This is a genomic window from Streptomyces sp. NPDC048338 (assembly GCF_043201055.1).
Classification (GTDB): Bacteria; Actinomycetota; Actinomycetes; order Streptomycetales; family Streptomycetaceae; genus Streptomyces.
In genome coordinates, this window is sequence record NZ_JBICYQ010000015.1 from 65,159 (window position 1) to 79,812 (window position 14,654).

At 73.2% G+C, this 14,654-nt stretch carries 13 protein-coding genes; 10 read left to right on the forward strand and 3 right to left on the reverse strand.

Going from position 1 to position 14,654, the window contains the following annotated elements; genetic code table 11:
• Nucleotide 1 precedes the first annotated feature (1 nt).
• The 6 genes from ACGFZF_RS30660 to ACGFZF_RS30685 all read left to right on the forward strand — a co-directional run bounded on the left by ACGFZF_RS30660 (nucleotide 2) and on the right by ACGFZF_RS30685 (nucleotide 7,273).
• Nucleotides 2-1,915, forward strand: coding sequence for an acetyl/propionyl/methylcrotonyl-CoA carboxylase subunit alpha (locus ACGFZF_RS30660; RefSeq protein ID WP_393559451.1), 1,914 nt, complete (start codon nucleotides 2-4; stop codon nucleotides 1,913-1,915).
• Complete coding sequence (locus ACGFZF_RS30665) at nucleotides 1,912-3,048, forward strand: acyl-CoA dehydrogenase family protein (protein WP_393559453.1); 1,137 nt, start codon at nucleotides 1,912-1,914, stop codon at nucleotides 3,046-3,048. The genes ACGFZF_RS30660 and ACGFZF_RS30665 overlap by 4 nt, the downstream gene beginning before the upstream one ends.
• Nucleotides 3,049-3,094: 46 nt before the next feature.
• A complete protein-coding gene (locus ACGFZF_RS30670) occupies nucleotides 3,095-4,678 on the forward strand; it encodes a 4-coumarate--CoA ligase family protein (RefSeq protein ID WP_393559458.1) in 1,584 nt (527 codons plus the stop codon).
• Nucleotides 4,675-5,397, forward strand: coding sequence for an enoyl-CoA hydratase family protein (locus tag ACGFZF_RS30675; protein WP_393559460.1), 723 nt, complete (start codon nucleotides 4,675-4,677; stop codon nucleotides 5,395-5,397). Before ACGFZF_RS30670 ends, ACGFZF_RS30675 begins: the two co-directional genes overlap by 4 nt.
• Nucleotides 5,385-5,963, forward strand: a complete 579-nt coding sequence (locus tag ACGFZF_RS30680) for a TetR/AcrR family transcriptional regulator (protein ID WP_393559462.1) — start codon at nucleotides 5,385-5,387, stop codon at nucleotides 5,961-5,963. Before ACGFZF_RS30675 ends, ACGFZF_RS30680 begins: the two co-directional genes overlap by 13 nt.
• Nucleotides 5,964-6,229: 266 nt before the next feature.
• Nucleotides 6,230-7,273 (forward strand): isopenicillin N synthase family dioxygenase, encoded by a 1,044-nt coding sequence (locus ACGFZF_RS30685; protein ID WP_393559464.1) that lies wholly within the window; start codon nucleotides 6,230-6,232, stop codon nucleotides 7,271-7,273.
• Nucleotides 7,274-7,355: 82 nt separating this feature from the next.
• Here the strand turns inward: ACGFZF_RS30685 and ACGFZF_RS30690 are convergent, their stop codons facing one another.
• Nucleotides 7,356-8,465 (reverse strand): citrate synthase 2, encoded by a 1,110-nt coding sequence (locus tag ACGFZF_RS30690; protein ID WP_356599925.1) that lies wholly within the window; start codon nucleotides 8,463-8,465, stop codon nucleotides 7,356-7,358.
• A gap of 218 nt (nucleotides 8,466-8,683) precedes the next feature.
• Between ACGFZF_RS30690 and pdxH the strand changes: the two genes are divergently transcribed.
• A complete protein-coding gene (gene pdxH, locus ACGFZF_RS30695) occupies nucleotides 8,684-9,334 on the forward strand; it encodes a pyridoxamine 5'-phosphate oxidase (RefSeq protein ID WP_393559776.1) in 651 nt (216 codons plus the stop codon).
• A 489-nt stretch (nucleotides 9,335-9,823) separates the two neighbouring features.
• Nucleotides 9,824-11,191 carry a PAS domain-containing protein gene (locus ACGFZF_RS30700; protein ID WP_393559467.1) on the forward strand — a complete coding sequence of 456 codons (1,368 nt, stop codon included), beginning with the start codon at nucleotides 9,824-9,826 and terminating at the stop codon, nucleotides 11,189-11,191.
• Nucleotides 11,192-11,207: 16 nt separating this feature from the next.
• Here the strand turns inward: ACGFZF_RS30700 and ACGFZF_RS30705 are convergent, their stop codons facing one another.
• Complete coding sequence (locus tag ACGFZF_RS30705) at nucleotides 11,208-11,453, reverse strand: hypothetical protein (protein WP_393559468.1); 246 nt, start codon at nucleotides 11,451-11,453, stop codon at nucleotides 11,208-11,210.
• 152 nt (nucleotides 11,454-11,605) lie between these two features.
• Nucleotides 11,606-12,373 (reverse strand): SIS domain-containing protein, encoded by a 768-nt coding sequence (locus ACGFZF_RS30710; protein WP_356599918.1) that lies wholly within the window; start codon nucleotides 12,371-12,373, stop codon nucleotides 11,606-11,608.
• 149 nt (nucleotides 12,374-12,522) lie between these two features.
• Here ACGFZF_RS30710 and ACGFZF_RS30715 point away from each other — a divergent pair, with 149 nt between their 5' ends.
• Both ACGFZF_RS30715 and ACGFZF_RS30720 read left to right on the forward strand, forming a co-directional pair.
• Nucleotides 12,523-13,215 carry a metal-dependent transcriptional regulator gene (locus ACGFZF_RS30715; protein WP_147978483.1) on the forward strand — a complete coding sequence of 231 codons (693 nt, stop codon included), beginning with the start codon at nucleotides 12,523-12,525 and terminating at the stop codon, nucleotides 13,213-13,215.
• A 562-nt stretch (nucleotides 13,216-13,777) separates the two neighbouring features.
• Nucleotides 13,778-14,635 (forward strand): alpha/beta fold hydrolase, encoded by an 858-nt coding sequence (locus ACGFZF_RS30720; protein WP_393559471.1) that lies wholly within the window; start codon nucleotides 13,778-13,780, stop codon nucleotides 14,633-14,635.
• Nucleotides 14,636-14,654: the final 19 nt, after the last annotated feature.

Genomic DNA, 14,654 nt, shown 5'->3' on the forward strand with positions numbered 1-14,654 from the left:
GATGATTCAGTCGGTACTCGTCGCCAACCGCGGGGAGATCGCCTGCCGGGTGTTCCGTACGTGCCGTGAGCTGGGCATCGGGACGGTGGCCGTGTACTCGGACGCCGACGCCTCGGCGCTGCACGTCCGGGAGGCCGACGCGGCGGTGCGGCTGCCGGGTTCGGCGCCCGCGGAGACGTACCTGCGCGGCGATCTGGTGGTGAAGGCGGCGCTGGCGGCCGGGGCGGACGCGGTGCACCCGGGATACGGGTTCCTGTCGGAGAACGCGGACTTCGCCCGGGCGGTGACCGACGCCGGTCTGGTCTGGATCGGTCCGCCGCCGGCCGCGATCGAGGCGATGGCGTCGAAGACACGGGCGAAGGAGCTGCTGGGCGTCGCCCCGCTGGCCGAGGTGACCGAGGCGGACCTGCCGGTGCTGGTGAAGGCGGCGGCGGGCGGTGGTGGCCGCGGTATGCGGATCGTGCGCGAGCTGGCCGCGCTGGAGGAGGAGCTGGCCGCCGCGTCGGCGGAGGCGGCGAGTGCCTTCGGGGACGGTGAGGTGTTCGTCGAGCCGTACGTCGAGAACGGCCGGCACGTCGAGGTGCAGGTCCTGGCCGACGGGCACGGCGCGGTGTGGGCGCTCGGCACGCGTGACTGCTCGCTCCAGCGCCGGCACCAGAAGGTCGTCGAGGAGGCTCCGGCGCCGGGTCTGGAGCCCGGGCTCGTCGAGGAGCTGCGTGAGCGGTCGGTGGCGGCGGCCCGGGCGGTCGGCTATGTCGGGGCGGGCACGGTGGAGTTCCTGGTCGCGGACGGCCGGGCGCACTTCCTGGAGATGAACACCCGTCTCCAGGTCGAGCACCCGGTGACCGAGGCGGTCTTCGGTGTCGACCTGGTCGCGCTCCAGCTCGCGGTCGCCGAGGGCGCCGCGCTGCCGGGCGAGCCGCCGCGGGCCACGGGGCACGCGATCGAGGCACGGCTCTACGCGGAGGACCCGTCGCGTGGCTGGGCCCCGCAGACGGGTGTGCTGCACGCCCTGGAGTTCCCCGACGGGCCGGACGGCGCCGGATTCCCGGGCGTCGTGACGGGGTCCCGTCTGCGGGTCGACAGCGGCTACGCCTCGGGGGACGCCGTCGGGGTGCACTACGACCCGATGCTCGCCAAGGTCGTCGTCCACGCGCGGACCCGGGCCGAGGCCGCGCGCCGGCTCGCGCACGTGCTGTCCCGGGCCCGGATCCACGGGCCGGTCACCAACCGGGACCTGCTGGTCGCCTCGTTGCGGCATCCCGCGTTCCTGGACGCGGACCGGCTCGACACCGGGTTCTACGAGCGTCACCTGGACGAGCTGACCGGCCCGCTGCCGGGGGAGGCGGAGGCGGCCGTTGCCGCCGCGCTCGCGGAGGCGGCGTCCCGCGGCGGCCGGTTCGGCGGCGCCTGGCGGAACGTGGCCTCGCAGGACCAGAGCAGGACGTACGGCGACCACGAGGTGCGCTACCGGCCCACCCGGGGCGGCGGGTACGAGGTCCTGGCCCCCGAGGGCGTCCGCGCCGTGACGGCTGCGCCCGGCCGGGTCCGGCTCGAAGTCGACGGGGTCGTACGCGACTTCGAGGTGTCCCGGTACGGCGACACCGTCCACGTCGGCCCGCACCGGCTCACCGTCCGTCCCCGTTTCCCCGATCCGACCGCGCAGCGGGAGCCCGGCTCCCTGCTCGCGCCCATGCCCGGCACCGTCGTCCGGGTCGCCGAGGGCCTGGCCGTCGGCGGCACCGTCACCGCCGGGCAGCCGCTGCTCTGGCTGGAGGCCATGAAGATGGAGCACCGCATCATCGCGCCCGCCTCCGGCACGCTCACCGCGCTCCACGCCGTCCCCGGCCGCCAGGTCGAGGTCGGTGCCCTGCTCGCCGTCGTTCAGCACGAAGCACAGGAGGAAGAGCAATGACCGGATCCGTCGTCGAGTCCGCCGAGCACGCCGCCCTGCGCGCCGCCGTCTCCGCCCTCGGGCAGCGCCACGGCCGCGATTTCGACCGGGCCACGCTCTGGGCCGAGGCCGGCAAGCTCGGCTACCTCGGCGTGAACCTGCCCGAGGAGTACGGCGGCGGGGGCGGCGGCATCGCCGAGCTCTCCATCGTCCTGGAGGAGGCGGGCGCGGCCGGCGCGCCGCTGCTGATGATGATCGTCTCGCCCGCGATCTGCGGCACGGTCATCGCCCGGTTCGGCACCGAGGAGCAGAAGCGGGAGTGGCTGCCCGGTCTCGCCGACGGCAGCCGCACCATGGCGTTCGGCATCACCGAGCCGGACGCGGGGTCCAACTCGCACCGGATCACGACGACCGTCACGCGGACCGAGCAGGGCTGGGTCCTGAACGGGCGGAAGGTGTTCGTCTCCGGCGTCGACATCGCCGACGCCACCCTGATCGTGAGCCGGACCTCGGACGCCCGGACCGGCACCCTCAAGCCGTGTCTCTTCGTCGTCCCGCGTGACGCCCCGGGCTTCGGACGACGTCACATCGACATGGAACTGGACGCCCAGGAGAAGCAGTTCGAGCTGACGCTGGACGACGTCCACCTGCCGCCCGAGGCGCTGGTCGGCGACGAGGACGCGGGCCTCCTCCAGCTCTTCGCCGGGCTCAACCCCGAGCGGGTCATGACGGCGGCCTTCGCCATCGGAATGGGCCGCTACGCCCTGGACCAGGCCGTCCGGTACGCCAAGGAGCGGCAGGTCTGGAAGTCGCCGATCGGCGCCCACCAGGCCATCGCCCATCCGCTGGCCCAGGCGCACATCGAGCTGGAGCTGGCCCGGCTGATGATGCAGAAGGCCGCCCACCTGTACGACGCCGGGGACGACGTCGGCGCCGGCGAGGCCGCCAACATGGCCAAGTACGCGGCCGGCGAGGCGTGTGTGAAGGCGGTCGACCAGGCCGTGCACACCCTCGGCGGGAACGGTCTCACCCGGGAGTTCGGTCTGGCCCGGCTCATCGCCGCCTCCCGGGTCGCCCGGATCGCGCCGGTCAGCCGGGAGATGATCCTCAACTACGTGTCCCATCAGTCCCTGGGTCTCCCCAAGTCGTACTGACACGCGCGATTCTGGCGACCACTGTCGGCAACCCGAGGGGTGCAGCATGGTGTTTCTCAGCGAGTACGCGGATGTCCCGGCCGTCTCCCAGCCGATCCACGAGGCCGTCCTCGGCCGCGCCGCCGAGCGGGGCGACACTCCCGCGCTGATCGACGGGACCGGCGGCATCACCCTGACCTACGCGCAGGTCGACCTGTTCCACCGGCGGATCGCGGCGGGCCTGGCGGAGGCGGGGCTGCGGCCGGGCGACGTCCTCGCCCTGCACAGCCCCAACACCGTCCTCTTCCCGATCGCGTTCTACGCCGCCTCCCGGGCCGGCGCCGCCGTGACCACCGTCCATCCGCTGTCCACGCCGGAGGAGTTCGCCAAGCAGCTGCGCGATTCCGCGGCCCGCTGGATCGTCACCGTGTCCCCGCTCGTCGAGACGGCCCGGCTGGCCGCCGAACTCGCGGGCGGTGTCGAGGAGATCCTGATCTGCGACCAGGCCGCGGGCCAGGACGGGTACCGCTCGCTGCAGGCGATGCTCGGCACGAACGCGCCCGAGCCCGAGGTCGCCATCGACCCCGACGAGGACATCGCCGCCCTGCCGTACTCCTCGGGCACGACCGGGATACCGAAGGGCGTGATGCTCACCCACCGGTCGATCGCCACCAACCTGGCCCAGCTCGAACCGTTCATCCCGATGGGGCCGGGCGACCGGATCCTCGCGGTGCTGCCGTTCTTCCACATCTACGGCCTGACCGCGCTGATGAACGCCCCGCTGCGCAAGGGCGCCACGGTCGTCGTGCTGCCGCGCTTCGACCTCGACCAGTTCCTGGCGGCGATCGAGAAGCACCGGATCAACGCCCTGTACGTGGCGCCGCCGATCGTGCTCGCCCTGGCGAAGCACCCGGCGGTCGCGCGGTACGACCTGTCGTCGCTGGAGTACATCGTCTGCTCGGCCGCCCCGCTGGACGGCGCGCTCGCCCGGGCCTGTTCGGAGCGGCTGAACCTGCCGCCGATCCGGCAGGCGTACGGCATGACGGAACTGTCGCCGGGGACGCACGTCGTGCCGCTGGAGGCACCGGACCCGCCGTCCGGGACCGTCGGGAAGCTGCTGCCGTCCACCGAGATGCGGCTGGTCTCGCTGACGGACCCGGACCGGGACGCGGCCGTCGGCGAGGAGGGCGAGATCGCGATCCGCGGCCCGCAGGTGATGAAGGGCTACCTGGGCCGGCCCGACGCCACCGCCGCCATGATCGACGCCGACGGATGGGTGCACACCGGGGACGTCGGCCGGGTCGACGAGGACGGCTGGCTCTTCGTCGTCGACCGGGTCAAGGAGCTCATCAAGTACAAGGGCTTCCAGGTCGCACCGGCCGAGCTGGAGGCGCTGCTCCTCACCCATGAGCGGGTCGCGGACGCGGCCGTGATCGGGGTGTACGACGAGGACGGCACGGAGATACCGAAGGCGTACGTCGTCCGGCAGGCGGGCGCCGACGACCTGACCGCGACGGACGTGATCGACTTCGTGGCCGGGAAGGTGGCCCCGTACAAGAAGATCCGGCGCGTGGAGTTCGTCGACACGGTCCCCAGGGCCGCGTCGGGGAAGATCCTGCGCCGCGAACTGAGGGAGCGAGAAGGCGCATGACCCTGGTTACCGCCGCCGAGGAGCGCGGCATCACGACCCTGACCCTGGACTCGCCCGCCAACCGCAACGCGCTCTCGGCGACCCTCGTCGCCGAGCTCGCGGCGGCCCTGGCGGCGTGCGGGAAGGATCCCGCGGTGCGGGCGGTGGTGCTGGCGCACTCCGGTTCCACGTTCAGCGCGGGCGCGGACCTGAAGGCCCCGCCGAACCCGTACACCTTCGTGGCGCTGCTCCGGCAGATCGTGGAACTGCCGAAGCCCGTCGTGGGGGTCGTACGGGGGCACGCCCGGGCCGGCGGCCTCGGCGTGCTGGGCGCCTGCGACCTGGTCGTGGCCTCCGCGGAGGCGGACTTCGCCCTCACCGAGGCGCGGATCGGGGTGGCCCCGGCGGTGATCTCGTTGACGCTGCTGCCGAAGCTGGAGCAGCGGGCGGCGGCGCGGTACTACCTGACGGGCGAGCGTTTCGGGGTGGCGGAGGCGGTCCGGATGGGCCTGGTCACGGCCCTCGACGAGGAACTGGACGGCATTCTGGACGGTCTGCGCAAGGGTTCCCCGCAGGGCCTGGCCGAGTCGAAGCGGCTGGTCACGGCTAAAGTCCTGGAGACCTTCGAGCGCGACGCGGAGGAGCTGGTCCAGCGGTCCGCGTCGCTGTTCGCGTCCGCCGAGGCGCGCGAGGGGATGACGGCCTTCCTCGAACGACGGGACCCCGAATGGGTGTGGTGACCTCTCCCAAGCAGGACCGCAGCCGGGCCACCCGGCAGCGGCTCCTGGAGGCGGCGGTGTCCTGCCTGGCCGAGCACGGCTGGGCGGGTTCCACCGTCTCGGTGGTGGCCGAGCGGGCCGGCGTCTCGCGCGGGGCGGCCCAGCACCACTTCCCGACCCGGGAGGACCTGTTCACCGCGGCCGTCGAGTACGTGGCCGAGGAGCGCTCCCAGGCGCTGCGCACCCTGCCGGTGCAGAGTCGCCCGGAGGTCGTCGCCGCCGTCGTCGGCCTCTTCACCGGCCCGCTCTTCCGGGCCGCCCTCCACCTGTGGGTCGCGGCCTCCGGCGAGGAGCAGCTGCGGGCCCGGGTGACCGAGCTGGAGGCGCGGGTCGGCCGCGAGTCGCACCGCATCGCGGTCGAGCTGCTGGGCGCGGACGAATCCGTGCCGGGGGTTCGCGAGACGGTCCAGGGGCTGCTGGACATGGCCCGCGGTCTGGGCCTGGCGACGCTGCTGACCGACGACCGGGCGCGGCGCGAGCGCGTGGTCGCGCAGTGGGCCGTGCTGCTGGACGAGGCGCTGGGCTGACGGGTCCGTCCGGGGCGGCCGCCCGGGGGCGCGGGCGAGGGCCGTGACCGGAGCCACACCTGTTCGGCGCGCGCCGCAGTACGCTGGTCGCATGCTTTCGCTCGTACGCCGCCGCCACGTGGACTTCGTCCGCGTCACGAGCATGGGCTGTCGACGCTCCGCCTGATCCCGACGCCCTCAGGGGCGAGCCCTTCTTCTCTCAGGCAGCACCCGTGGCCCCCGCCCCACCCCCGGCGGTGGCGCCCGGGCTCCCGTACACCCCGCGGATGCACACCATGACGTACACCTCCCAGCTCCCCATCGTCGACCTCGCCGCCGCCGGCCGCGGTCCCCAGGCCCGGCGTCTGCTGCACGCCCAGCTCCACAGTGCCGCCCACGACGTGGGCTTCTTCCAGCTGGTGGGGCACGGCGTCACCGCGGCGGAGACCACCGCGCTCACTTCCGCGATGCGGGCCTTCTTCGCCCTGCCGGAGGCCGACCGGCTCGCCATCGACAACATCAACTCGCCGCACTTCCGGGGCTACACCCGGGTCGGCGACGAGCGCACCGGCGGCTCGCGCGACTGGCGCGACCAGCTCGACATCGGTGCCGAGCGGCCCGCCCACGTCCCCGGCCCGGGGGAGGCCCCGTACTGGTGGCTCCAGGGGCCCAACCAGTGGCCCGCCGCCCTGCCCGAACTGCGGATCGCCGCCCTGAACTGGGTCGAGCGGCTCAGCGGGGTCGCCGAGCGGCTGCTGCACGAGCTGCTCGTCTCGATCGGGGCGCCCGAGGGCTTCTACGACGACAACTTCGGCCCCCACGCCCATCCGCACCTCAAGCTGGTGCGATACCCGGGAAGCGCCGGCGACGGCGCCGACCAGGGCGTCGGCGCCCACAAGGACTACGGCTTCCTGACCCTGCTCCTACAGGACCACGTCGGCGGCCTCCAGGTCGAGCGCGAGGACGGCGTCTTCCACGACGTGCCGCCGCTGCGCGGGGCCTTCGTCGTCAACCTCGGCGAGCTCCTGGAGGTCGCGACGAACGGCTATCTGGTCGCGACCAAGCACCGGGTGGTCTCCCCGCCCGGGGCGACGGAACGCTTCTCGGTCCCGTTCTTCTACAACCCGCGGCTCGACGCCCGGATCACGCCGCTGACCTTCCCGTACGCCTCGGCGGCGCCCGGCGTGACGACCGACCCGGCGAATCCGCTATTCGCCGAGTACGGCCGCAACGAGCTCAAGGGCAAGCTGCGCGCCCACCCGCTGGTCGCGGCCCGCCACCACGCGGACCTGCTGGCCGCGGAGGGCCGCCAGCTGACCACCGCGGGGTGACGGCGGGGGCTGTGCGGCGCGCCGACGCGCCGGGGCCCGGCAGGCGGTCGCCTGCCGGGCCCCGGCACGTGGGGGATGCGTTCTAGCCCGCGAAGGAGGCCAGGTCGGCGTACCCGTCGATGTCGCGGGGGTCGCGCCGGCTCGGGCCGGTGTAGCGGGCGGAGGGGCGCACCAGGCGGCCCGTGCGCTTCTGCTCCAGGATGTGGGCCGACCAGCCGGCCGTGCGGGCGCAGGTGAACATCGAGGTGAACATGTGCGCCGGGACCTCGGCGAAGTCCAGCATGATCGCCGCCCAGAACTCCACGTTCGTCGCCAGGACCCGGTCCGGGCGGCGGGCGTGCAGCTCCTCCAGCGCGGCCTTCTCCAGTGCCGCCGCCACCTCGTAGCGCGGCGCGTCCAGCTCCTTGGCGGTACGGCGCAGCACGCGGGCGCGCGGGTCCTCCGCGCGGTAGACGCGGTGGCCGAAGCCCATCAGGCGCTCGCCCTTGTCGAGGGCCTTCTTCACGTACGCCACGGCGTCGCCGGTCCGCTCGATCTCCTCGATCATGCCGAGGACGCGGGACGGGGCCCCGCCGTGCAGCGGCCCGGACATGGCGCCGACCGCGCCCGAGAGGGCCGCGGCCACGTCGGCGCCGGTGGAGGCGATGACGCGGGCGGTGAAGGTGGAGGCGTTCATGCCGTGCTCGGCGGCGGAGGTCCAGTACGCGTCGACGGCCTTGACGTGCCGGGGGTCGGGCTCGCCGCGCCAGCGGATCATGAACCGCTCGACGACCGACTCGGCCTTGTCGATCTCGCTCTGCGGGACCATGGGCAGGCCCTGGCCGCGCGCCGACTGGGCGACGTACGACAGCGCCATGACGGCGGCCCGGGCGAGGTCCTCGCGGGCCTGCTCGGCGTCGATGTCGAGAAGCGGCTTGAGGCCCCAGACCGGGGCGAGCATGGCGAGCGCGGACTGGACGTCGACGCGGATGTCACCGGAGTGCACCGGGATGGGGAAGGGTTCGGCGGCCGGCAGGCCCGGGTCGAAGGCGCCGTCGACGAGGAGGCCCCAGACGTTGCCGAAGGAGACGTGGCCGACCAGGTCCTCGATGTCGACGCCGCGGTACCGGAGCGCGCCGCCCTCCTTGTCCGGTTCGGCGATCTCCGTTTCGAACGCGATGACTCCTTCGAGTCCGGGTACGAAGTCGGACATCAGGCGGCTCCTCTATCGATGATCAATCATCCGGGTGTTGGTCGGGATCTAACAGTCGTCCAGCGAAAGAGTCTGTACGGTTCCGATGATGCGGGGAAGCGTGACATCCGGCACACTGCGCCGATCCGGCGACGGAGGATTACCGTCAGGCGGTGCCGGGCAGACTGCGCCACTGCGGCAGGATGATGTCCGTGACCGACGCTCTCGATCCCGCCGACATGCGCGAGCAGTACCGCACCCCGCAGCTGACGGTGGGCGACCTCGCCCCCGCACCCGTCGAACAGTTCGCGCGCTGGTTCAAGGAGACGGCCGACAGTCCGGCGATCCACGAGCCGAACGCGATGGTCGTCTCGACGGCGGCCCCCGACGGCCGCCCGTCCTCCCGCACGGTGCTGCTCAAGCACTACGACGAGGCCGGGTTCGTCTTCTACACCAACTACCTCTCCCGCAAGGGCGCCGAGCTGACGGCCAACCCGTACGTCTCGCTGCTCTTCCCCTGGCACCCGCTGGCCCGCCAGGTCATCGTCACCGGCCGGGCGGTCCGCACCGGCCGCGACGAGACGGCCGCGTACTTCCGTACCCGCCCGCACGGCTCGCAGCTCGGCGCCTGGGCCAGTCACCAGTCCTCGGTCATCGCGTCGCGTGAGGAGCTGCTGGCCCGCTACGAGGAGCTCGCCGCGCGCTACCCGGACCGCGAGCAGGTGCCGGTGCCGCCGGAATGGGGCGGTTTCCGGGTCGTGCCGGAGACGGTGGAGTTCTGGCAGGGCCACGAGAACCGGCTGCACGACCGGCTGCGGTACGCGCGGGTCGGCGACGGCGGAGACGGCGCGGGCACGGCCGAGTGGCGGGTGGAGCGGCTGTCGCCCTGATGCCGGGCGGTGCGCGCGTGCCGCCCGTCCCGGCGGCGGTGCGGGCGCGGGGTGGCGCGCCCGAGAACGCAGACGACCCGTGGGCCTGGTCCCGTCCGCTCGAGTTCGGACGGAAGCCGGCCGGACTTACCGGCGGCCCACGGGTCGGGTGACTGCGTTGTTGTCGGCAGAAGGCCTGCCGAGGTGCACAGAGTGCGACGGCAGGCCTTAGCCCGCAGTCACCTCACGAGTCCGAAAAGAAACCATGTTTTCGGATCACCTCCTTTCAGCGTGTGAGACCACACTAGGAAGCCCGGTGCGCGGGCTCAAGCGATTTACGGGACCGCTGCCGAAAGAGTCCCGGCGGACGGGTCCGGATCCCGCCTGGACCGGTTCGTTTCCGCGGTGCAACGATTTCCTCGAACCGGGTGTGTCCTGGGTCACGTTCCAGTTGAATTGCCGGGGGCGTGCGGATGCACGCGCGTACACCGTCCTGCCAGGGGGTTCGGGATGAGTGCTTCCACGAGCGAGACCGCGCGACGGGCGGCCGACGGGCCCGGTCCGGGGGCGGATCTGCTGGCCGCCCTGCTGGACGGGATGGACGCCGCACTCTGCGCGCTCGACGCCGGCGGGCACGTCACCCACTGGAACCGTGAGGCCGAGCGGATCCTCGGCTGGTCGGCCGGGGAGGCCGTGGGGCGGCACGGGTTCGACGGCTGGGCGGCGCGTACGGCCGACGCGGAACAGGCGCTCGCGCGGCTCATGGGCGCGATGGGGGCACCGGGGCGCCAGGTGCACGAGTTCGCGCTGCTGCGCAAGGACGGCGGCCGGGTGCTCGTGCGGACGCAGTCGGCCGGCGTGCGGGGGCCCGACGGCTCTCCGGCCGGGGTGTACTGCGCGTTCAGCGAGGTCCACGCGCAGATCGACCTGGAGCGGTCGATCGCGCTGAGCGAGGCGCTGTTCGAGGACGCGTCCTGGGGAGTCGTCCTCGTCGACGTCGATCTGCGGCCGGCCGTCGTCAACGCCCACGCGGCCCGGGTGATGGGCGTCGGGCGCACGGCGCTGCTGGGCCGGCCGCTCGGCGAGCTGATCGTCCAGGGCGTGGAGGACCTGGAGGGCGCGCTCCAGCACGTCCTCGCGGAGGGGGCGCCGCGGGCGCTGTCCGAGGTGTGGGTGACTCTGCGGACCGCACAGGGCGAGCGCCGGCGGTGCTGGCGGAGCGGCTTCCTGCGACTCGCCTCACCCCTGGCGGAGGAGCCGGTGCCGCTGGGTGTGGGCTGGCTCTTCCAGGACGTGACGGAGGAGAGGCTGGCCGAGCAGGAGGCGGACCGGCTGCGCTTCCGCTACAGCCAGCTGCACCGCGCGGGCGCGGCGGCGGCCGAGTGCGAGGACCCGATGGAGGCGGCCACGGTACTGCTGGACTTCGCCCTGGCCGGCTTCGCGGATCACGCGCTCGTGGACGTGACGGCGGGCTCGGACAGGCTGTTCCGGGTGGCGGCCACACCGGCGGGAGCGCCGGGCCCGGTCGCGCCGGTCGCGGGCGGCGGGATCCCGCTGCGCTACGCCTCGGGTCATCCCGCCCTGCAGGCCGTGAACCGCCTGGGTCCGGTCCGTTGCTCCGCCTCGGCGGGGAACGCGAAGGCCGCCGAGGACTGGGCCGGAGAACGCCGGTGGCCGCGCGACGCCGTCCACGCCCTGTGCATGCCGTTGCGCAGCCGGGGCCGTACGGTCGGGGTGCTGACGCTGCTCCGCGCGGCCTCCCGCCCCGCTTTCGAGCGCCCGGACGCGGTCTACGCGGAGACCGTGGCGGTCCGGGTCGCGGCCTCCCTGGACCTGGCGGGGAAGGACCCGGCGGGCGCGCCCGGCCCGGGGGCCTGAGGGCGCCCGCCGCGCGTCACACCTGGTACTGCACGTACAGCGAGTAGCCCACGGCGTAGTTGCCGGAGCAGTAGTACGAGTGAGCCCCGTTGTAGTGGACGTACATCGCGCCGGTCCGCTGGCAGTCCGACAGGTAGCGGTAGGAGGCGACGTAGTCCGAGGCCGCCGCCTGTGCCGGGCTCGCCACCGCGGCTCCCAGTCCGAGCGCCGCCGCCGCCGTCACGGCCACCAGGCCGGCCGTTCTCCGTGCCGTCTTCGCCATGTTCCTCAACCCCGTTCGTTCGCAGGCCCGTTCGGACGCGGAACATGCTTCATCCGGGGGCGGACGAAGGTCAAGGGAGTTCCGTCCACCGGCGGGTCGCGGGTCGCGGGGGACGGCAGGGGCCGGCGGGGCGTCCGTGCCGACGGGTCCGCTCAGTGCCGGTAGAAGATCCGGTCGCGGTACTCCGTCATCACGCGCCCGTTCCACTCGTGCCCGCCGTCCACGTTCCCCGAGCGCAGCAGCGGCGGCTCGACGCCCAGGCGGACGAGCTCCTCGGCGGCGGCCGCCATCATGGCCTGCATCAGGGCGCTGGTGACGACCGTCGAGGCGGGCGCGAAGGGGGCCTCGATGCCCTCGTGGGTGAGTTCCGCGTCGCCGACGGCGATCCGGGAGTCGAGGACGATGTCGCAGTGGTCCTTCAGGTACGTCCCCGAGACGTGCCGGGACTTCGTCTCCGTCGCGTACGCCACCGACGTCACGCCGATCACCTTGAGGCCGAGCGCGCGGGCGTTCATGGCCATCTCGACCGGCAGGGCGTTGCGGCCCGAGAGGGAGATGATGACGAGCACGTCGCCCGCCGCCGCGGGGGAGGAGTCCAGGACCGCGCTCGCGAGGCCGTCCACCCGCTCCAGCGCCGAGCCGAGGGTCGCGGGCATCACGTCGACGCCGACGACGCCCGGCACGACCAGCAGGTTCATCAGGGCCAGTCCGCCCGCCCGGTAGACCACGTCCTGGGCGGCGAGCGAGGAGTGGCCGGCGCCGAAGGCGAAGAGCCGGCCGCCCGCGGCGACGGTCTCGGCGATCGCGGCGCCGGCGGCGGCGATCTCCCCGGAGTCCTCGTCGCGCACCTGCTGGAGCAGGCCGATCGCGGCGTCGAAGAACTGTCCGGCCAGCTTGCTCTCGCGCGCGCCGTCGCCCATTCCAGAAGCTCCTTGTCGTCGTGTCGCGGATCACGGTGCGGTCTGGACCATTGCTCTGTCAATACCGCCTCACCCCGGCGCGGCACGGTTGTCGGCGGGATGCGTCAGAATTGGTGCAGGGCCAGCGCACAACTCATCGAGGGGCACGTATGTCCGGACTGATCGACACAACGGAGATGTATCTCCGCACCATCCTCGAGCTCGAGGAAGAAGGTGTGGTCCCGATGCGTGCCAGGATCGCGGAGCGGCTGGACCAGAGCGGTCCGACCGTGAGCCAGACGGTCGCCCGCATGGAGCGGGACGGTCTGGTGACCGTCGCGGGCGACCGGCACCTGGAGTTGACGGACGAGGGCCGGCGGCTGGCCACGCGCGTGATGCGCAAGCACCGGCTCGCCGAGTGCCTGCTCGTCGACGTCATCGGCCTGGAGTGGGAGCAGGTCCACGCCGAGGCGTGCCGCTGGGAGCACGTGATGAGCGAGGCCGTCGAGCGCCGCGTGCTGGAGCTGCTGCGGCACCCGACGGAGTCGCCGTACGGCAACCCGATCCCGGGCCTGGAGGAGCTGGGCGAGAAGGCCGAGGCGGAGTCCTTCCTGGACGACTCCATGGTGTCGCTGGCGGACCTGGACGCGGGCAACGAGGGCAAGACGGTGATCGTCCGCCGCATCGGCGAGCCGATCCAGACCGACGCCCAGCTGATGTACACGCTGCGTCGGGCGGGCGTGCAGCCCGGCTCCGTCGTCAGCGTGACCGAGTCTCCGGGCGGTGTCCTGGTCGGCAGCAGCGGCGAGGCCGCCGAGCTGGAGGCCGAGGTCGCCGCGCACGTCTTCGTCGCCAAGCAGTAGGTCCTGTCCTGGCCGGCGGCCAGGATCCCGTCCCGGTCCTTCGGGCTCGTCGCACGGCGGCGAGCCGACGCGTGTCCGGGGCCGTGCACGTGCCCACGCCCGTCCGGCGGACCTCTTTCAGGGGGTTCGCCGGACGGGCGTTCGGCGTATCGGACAGGGCCGCCGCGCGGGGTCAACCGCCCGGCCCGATTTACGTCGGAATCACCACGGCCGAAGGCGCGGCGTGCCACGCTGGTGGCACGGGAGCGAGCCGGACGTGCCGGGGAGGGTGCGATGAGGGCGGTGCGCCGAACGACAGAGGGCCCCGGCGCCCATGGGCGCCGGGGCCTGTCCTCCCCTGTGCTGACCCGGAGCCCCGAGCTCCCAGGGTCATTCCCTTCGGACCGTCTTCCCCGAGCGGCCCGCCTCCCGCTGAACATCTCCCCTCGGCGACGCGCGCCAATCCTTGAGCACCGTCACTCGAACGAGGGGTGTTGCGTGGCAGATCCCCATTTTCGAATACAGGTTCGATAGTCTGGCGGAGCTCGACACGCTCGATGGAAAGAAGGGGGTGCCAGGGAACATGGTGCGACGTATCGACGTCACCGGAGCCGACGGCGTACGCCTGGCTGCCTGGGAGTTCAGGGAAGAGCGTGTGCAGGGGGGCGCCTCGGGCGTCTTACTGCTCCACGGTCTGATGGGGCGCGCCTCCCACTGGGCGCCCACCGCTCGCTGGCTCGCCGAACGCCATCGGACCGTCGCCCTCGACCAGCGCGGTCACGGCCGCAGCGACAAGCCCGCCGCCGGCCCGTACACGCGCGAGGCGTACGTCGCCGACGCGGCGGCAGCCGTCGAGCAGCTCGACCTCGGACCGGTCACCCTCGTCGGCCACTCCATGGGTGCCCTCACCGCCTGGCAGCTCGCCGCCGAGCGCCCCGACCTCGTCCGCGCCCTGGTCATCTGCGACATGCGGGCCTCCGCCCTCGGGGCCGCCTCCCAGCGGGAGTGGCAGGACTGGTTCCGCCGGTGGCCCCTCCCCTTCACCTCCCCCGACGCGGTGCGGAAGTGGTTCGGCGAGGACGACCCCTGGGTCGAGCGGCCCCACCCCGCCCGCGGCGAGTTCTTCGCCGAGGTGATGACCGAGCACGCCGACGGCTGGCGGCCGGTCTTCGACCCCGCCCAGATGCTGACCTCCCGCGAGACCTGGGTGCACGACGCCCACTGGGACTCGCTCGCCCAGGTCCGCTGCCCCACCCTCGTCGTCCGTGGTCTGGACGGCGAACTGGGCCGCGCCGAGGCCCAGGAGATGGTCCGGGTACTGCCCCGCGGGGCCTACGCCGAGGTGCCGGACGCCGGGCACCTCCTCCATTACGAGGCCGAGCACGCCACCGCGTGGCGCGAGGCCGTCGAACCCTTCCTCAACGGCGTCCTCACGTCCTGACCAGGCCCCGCCGGACGCG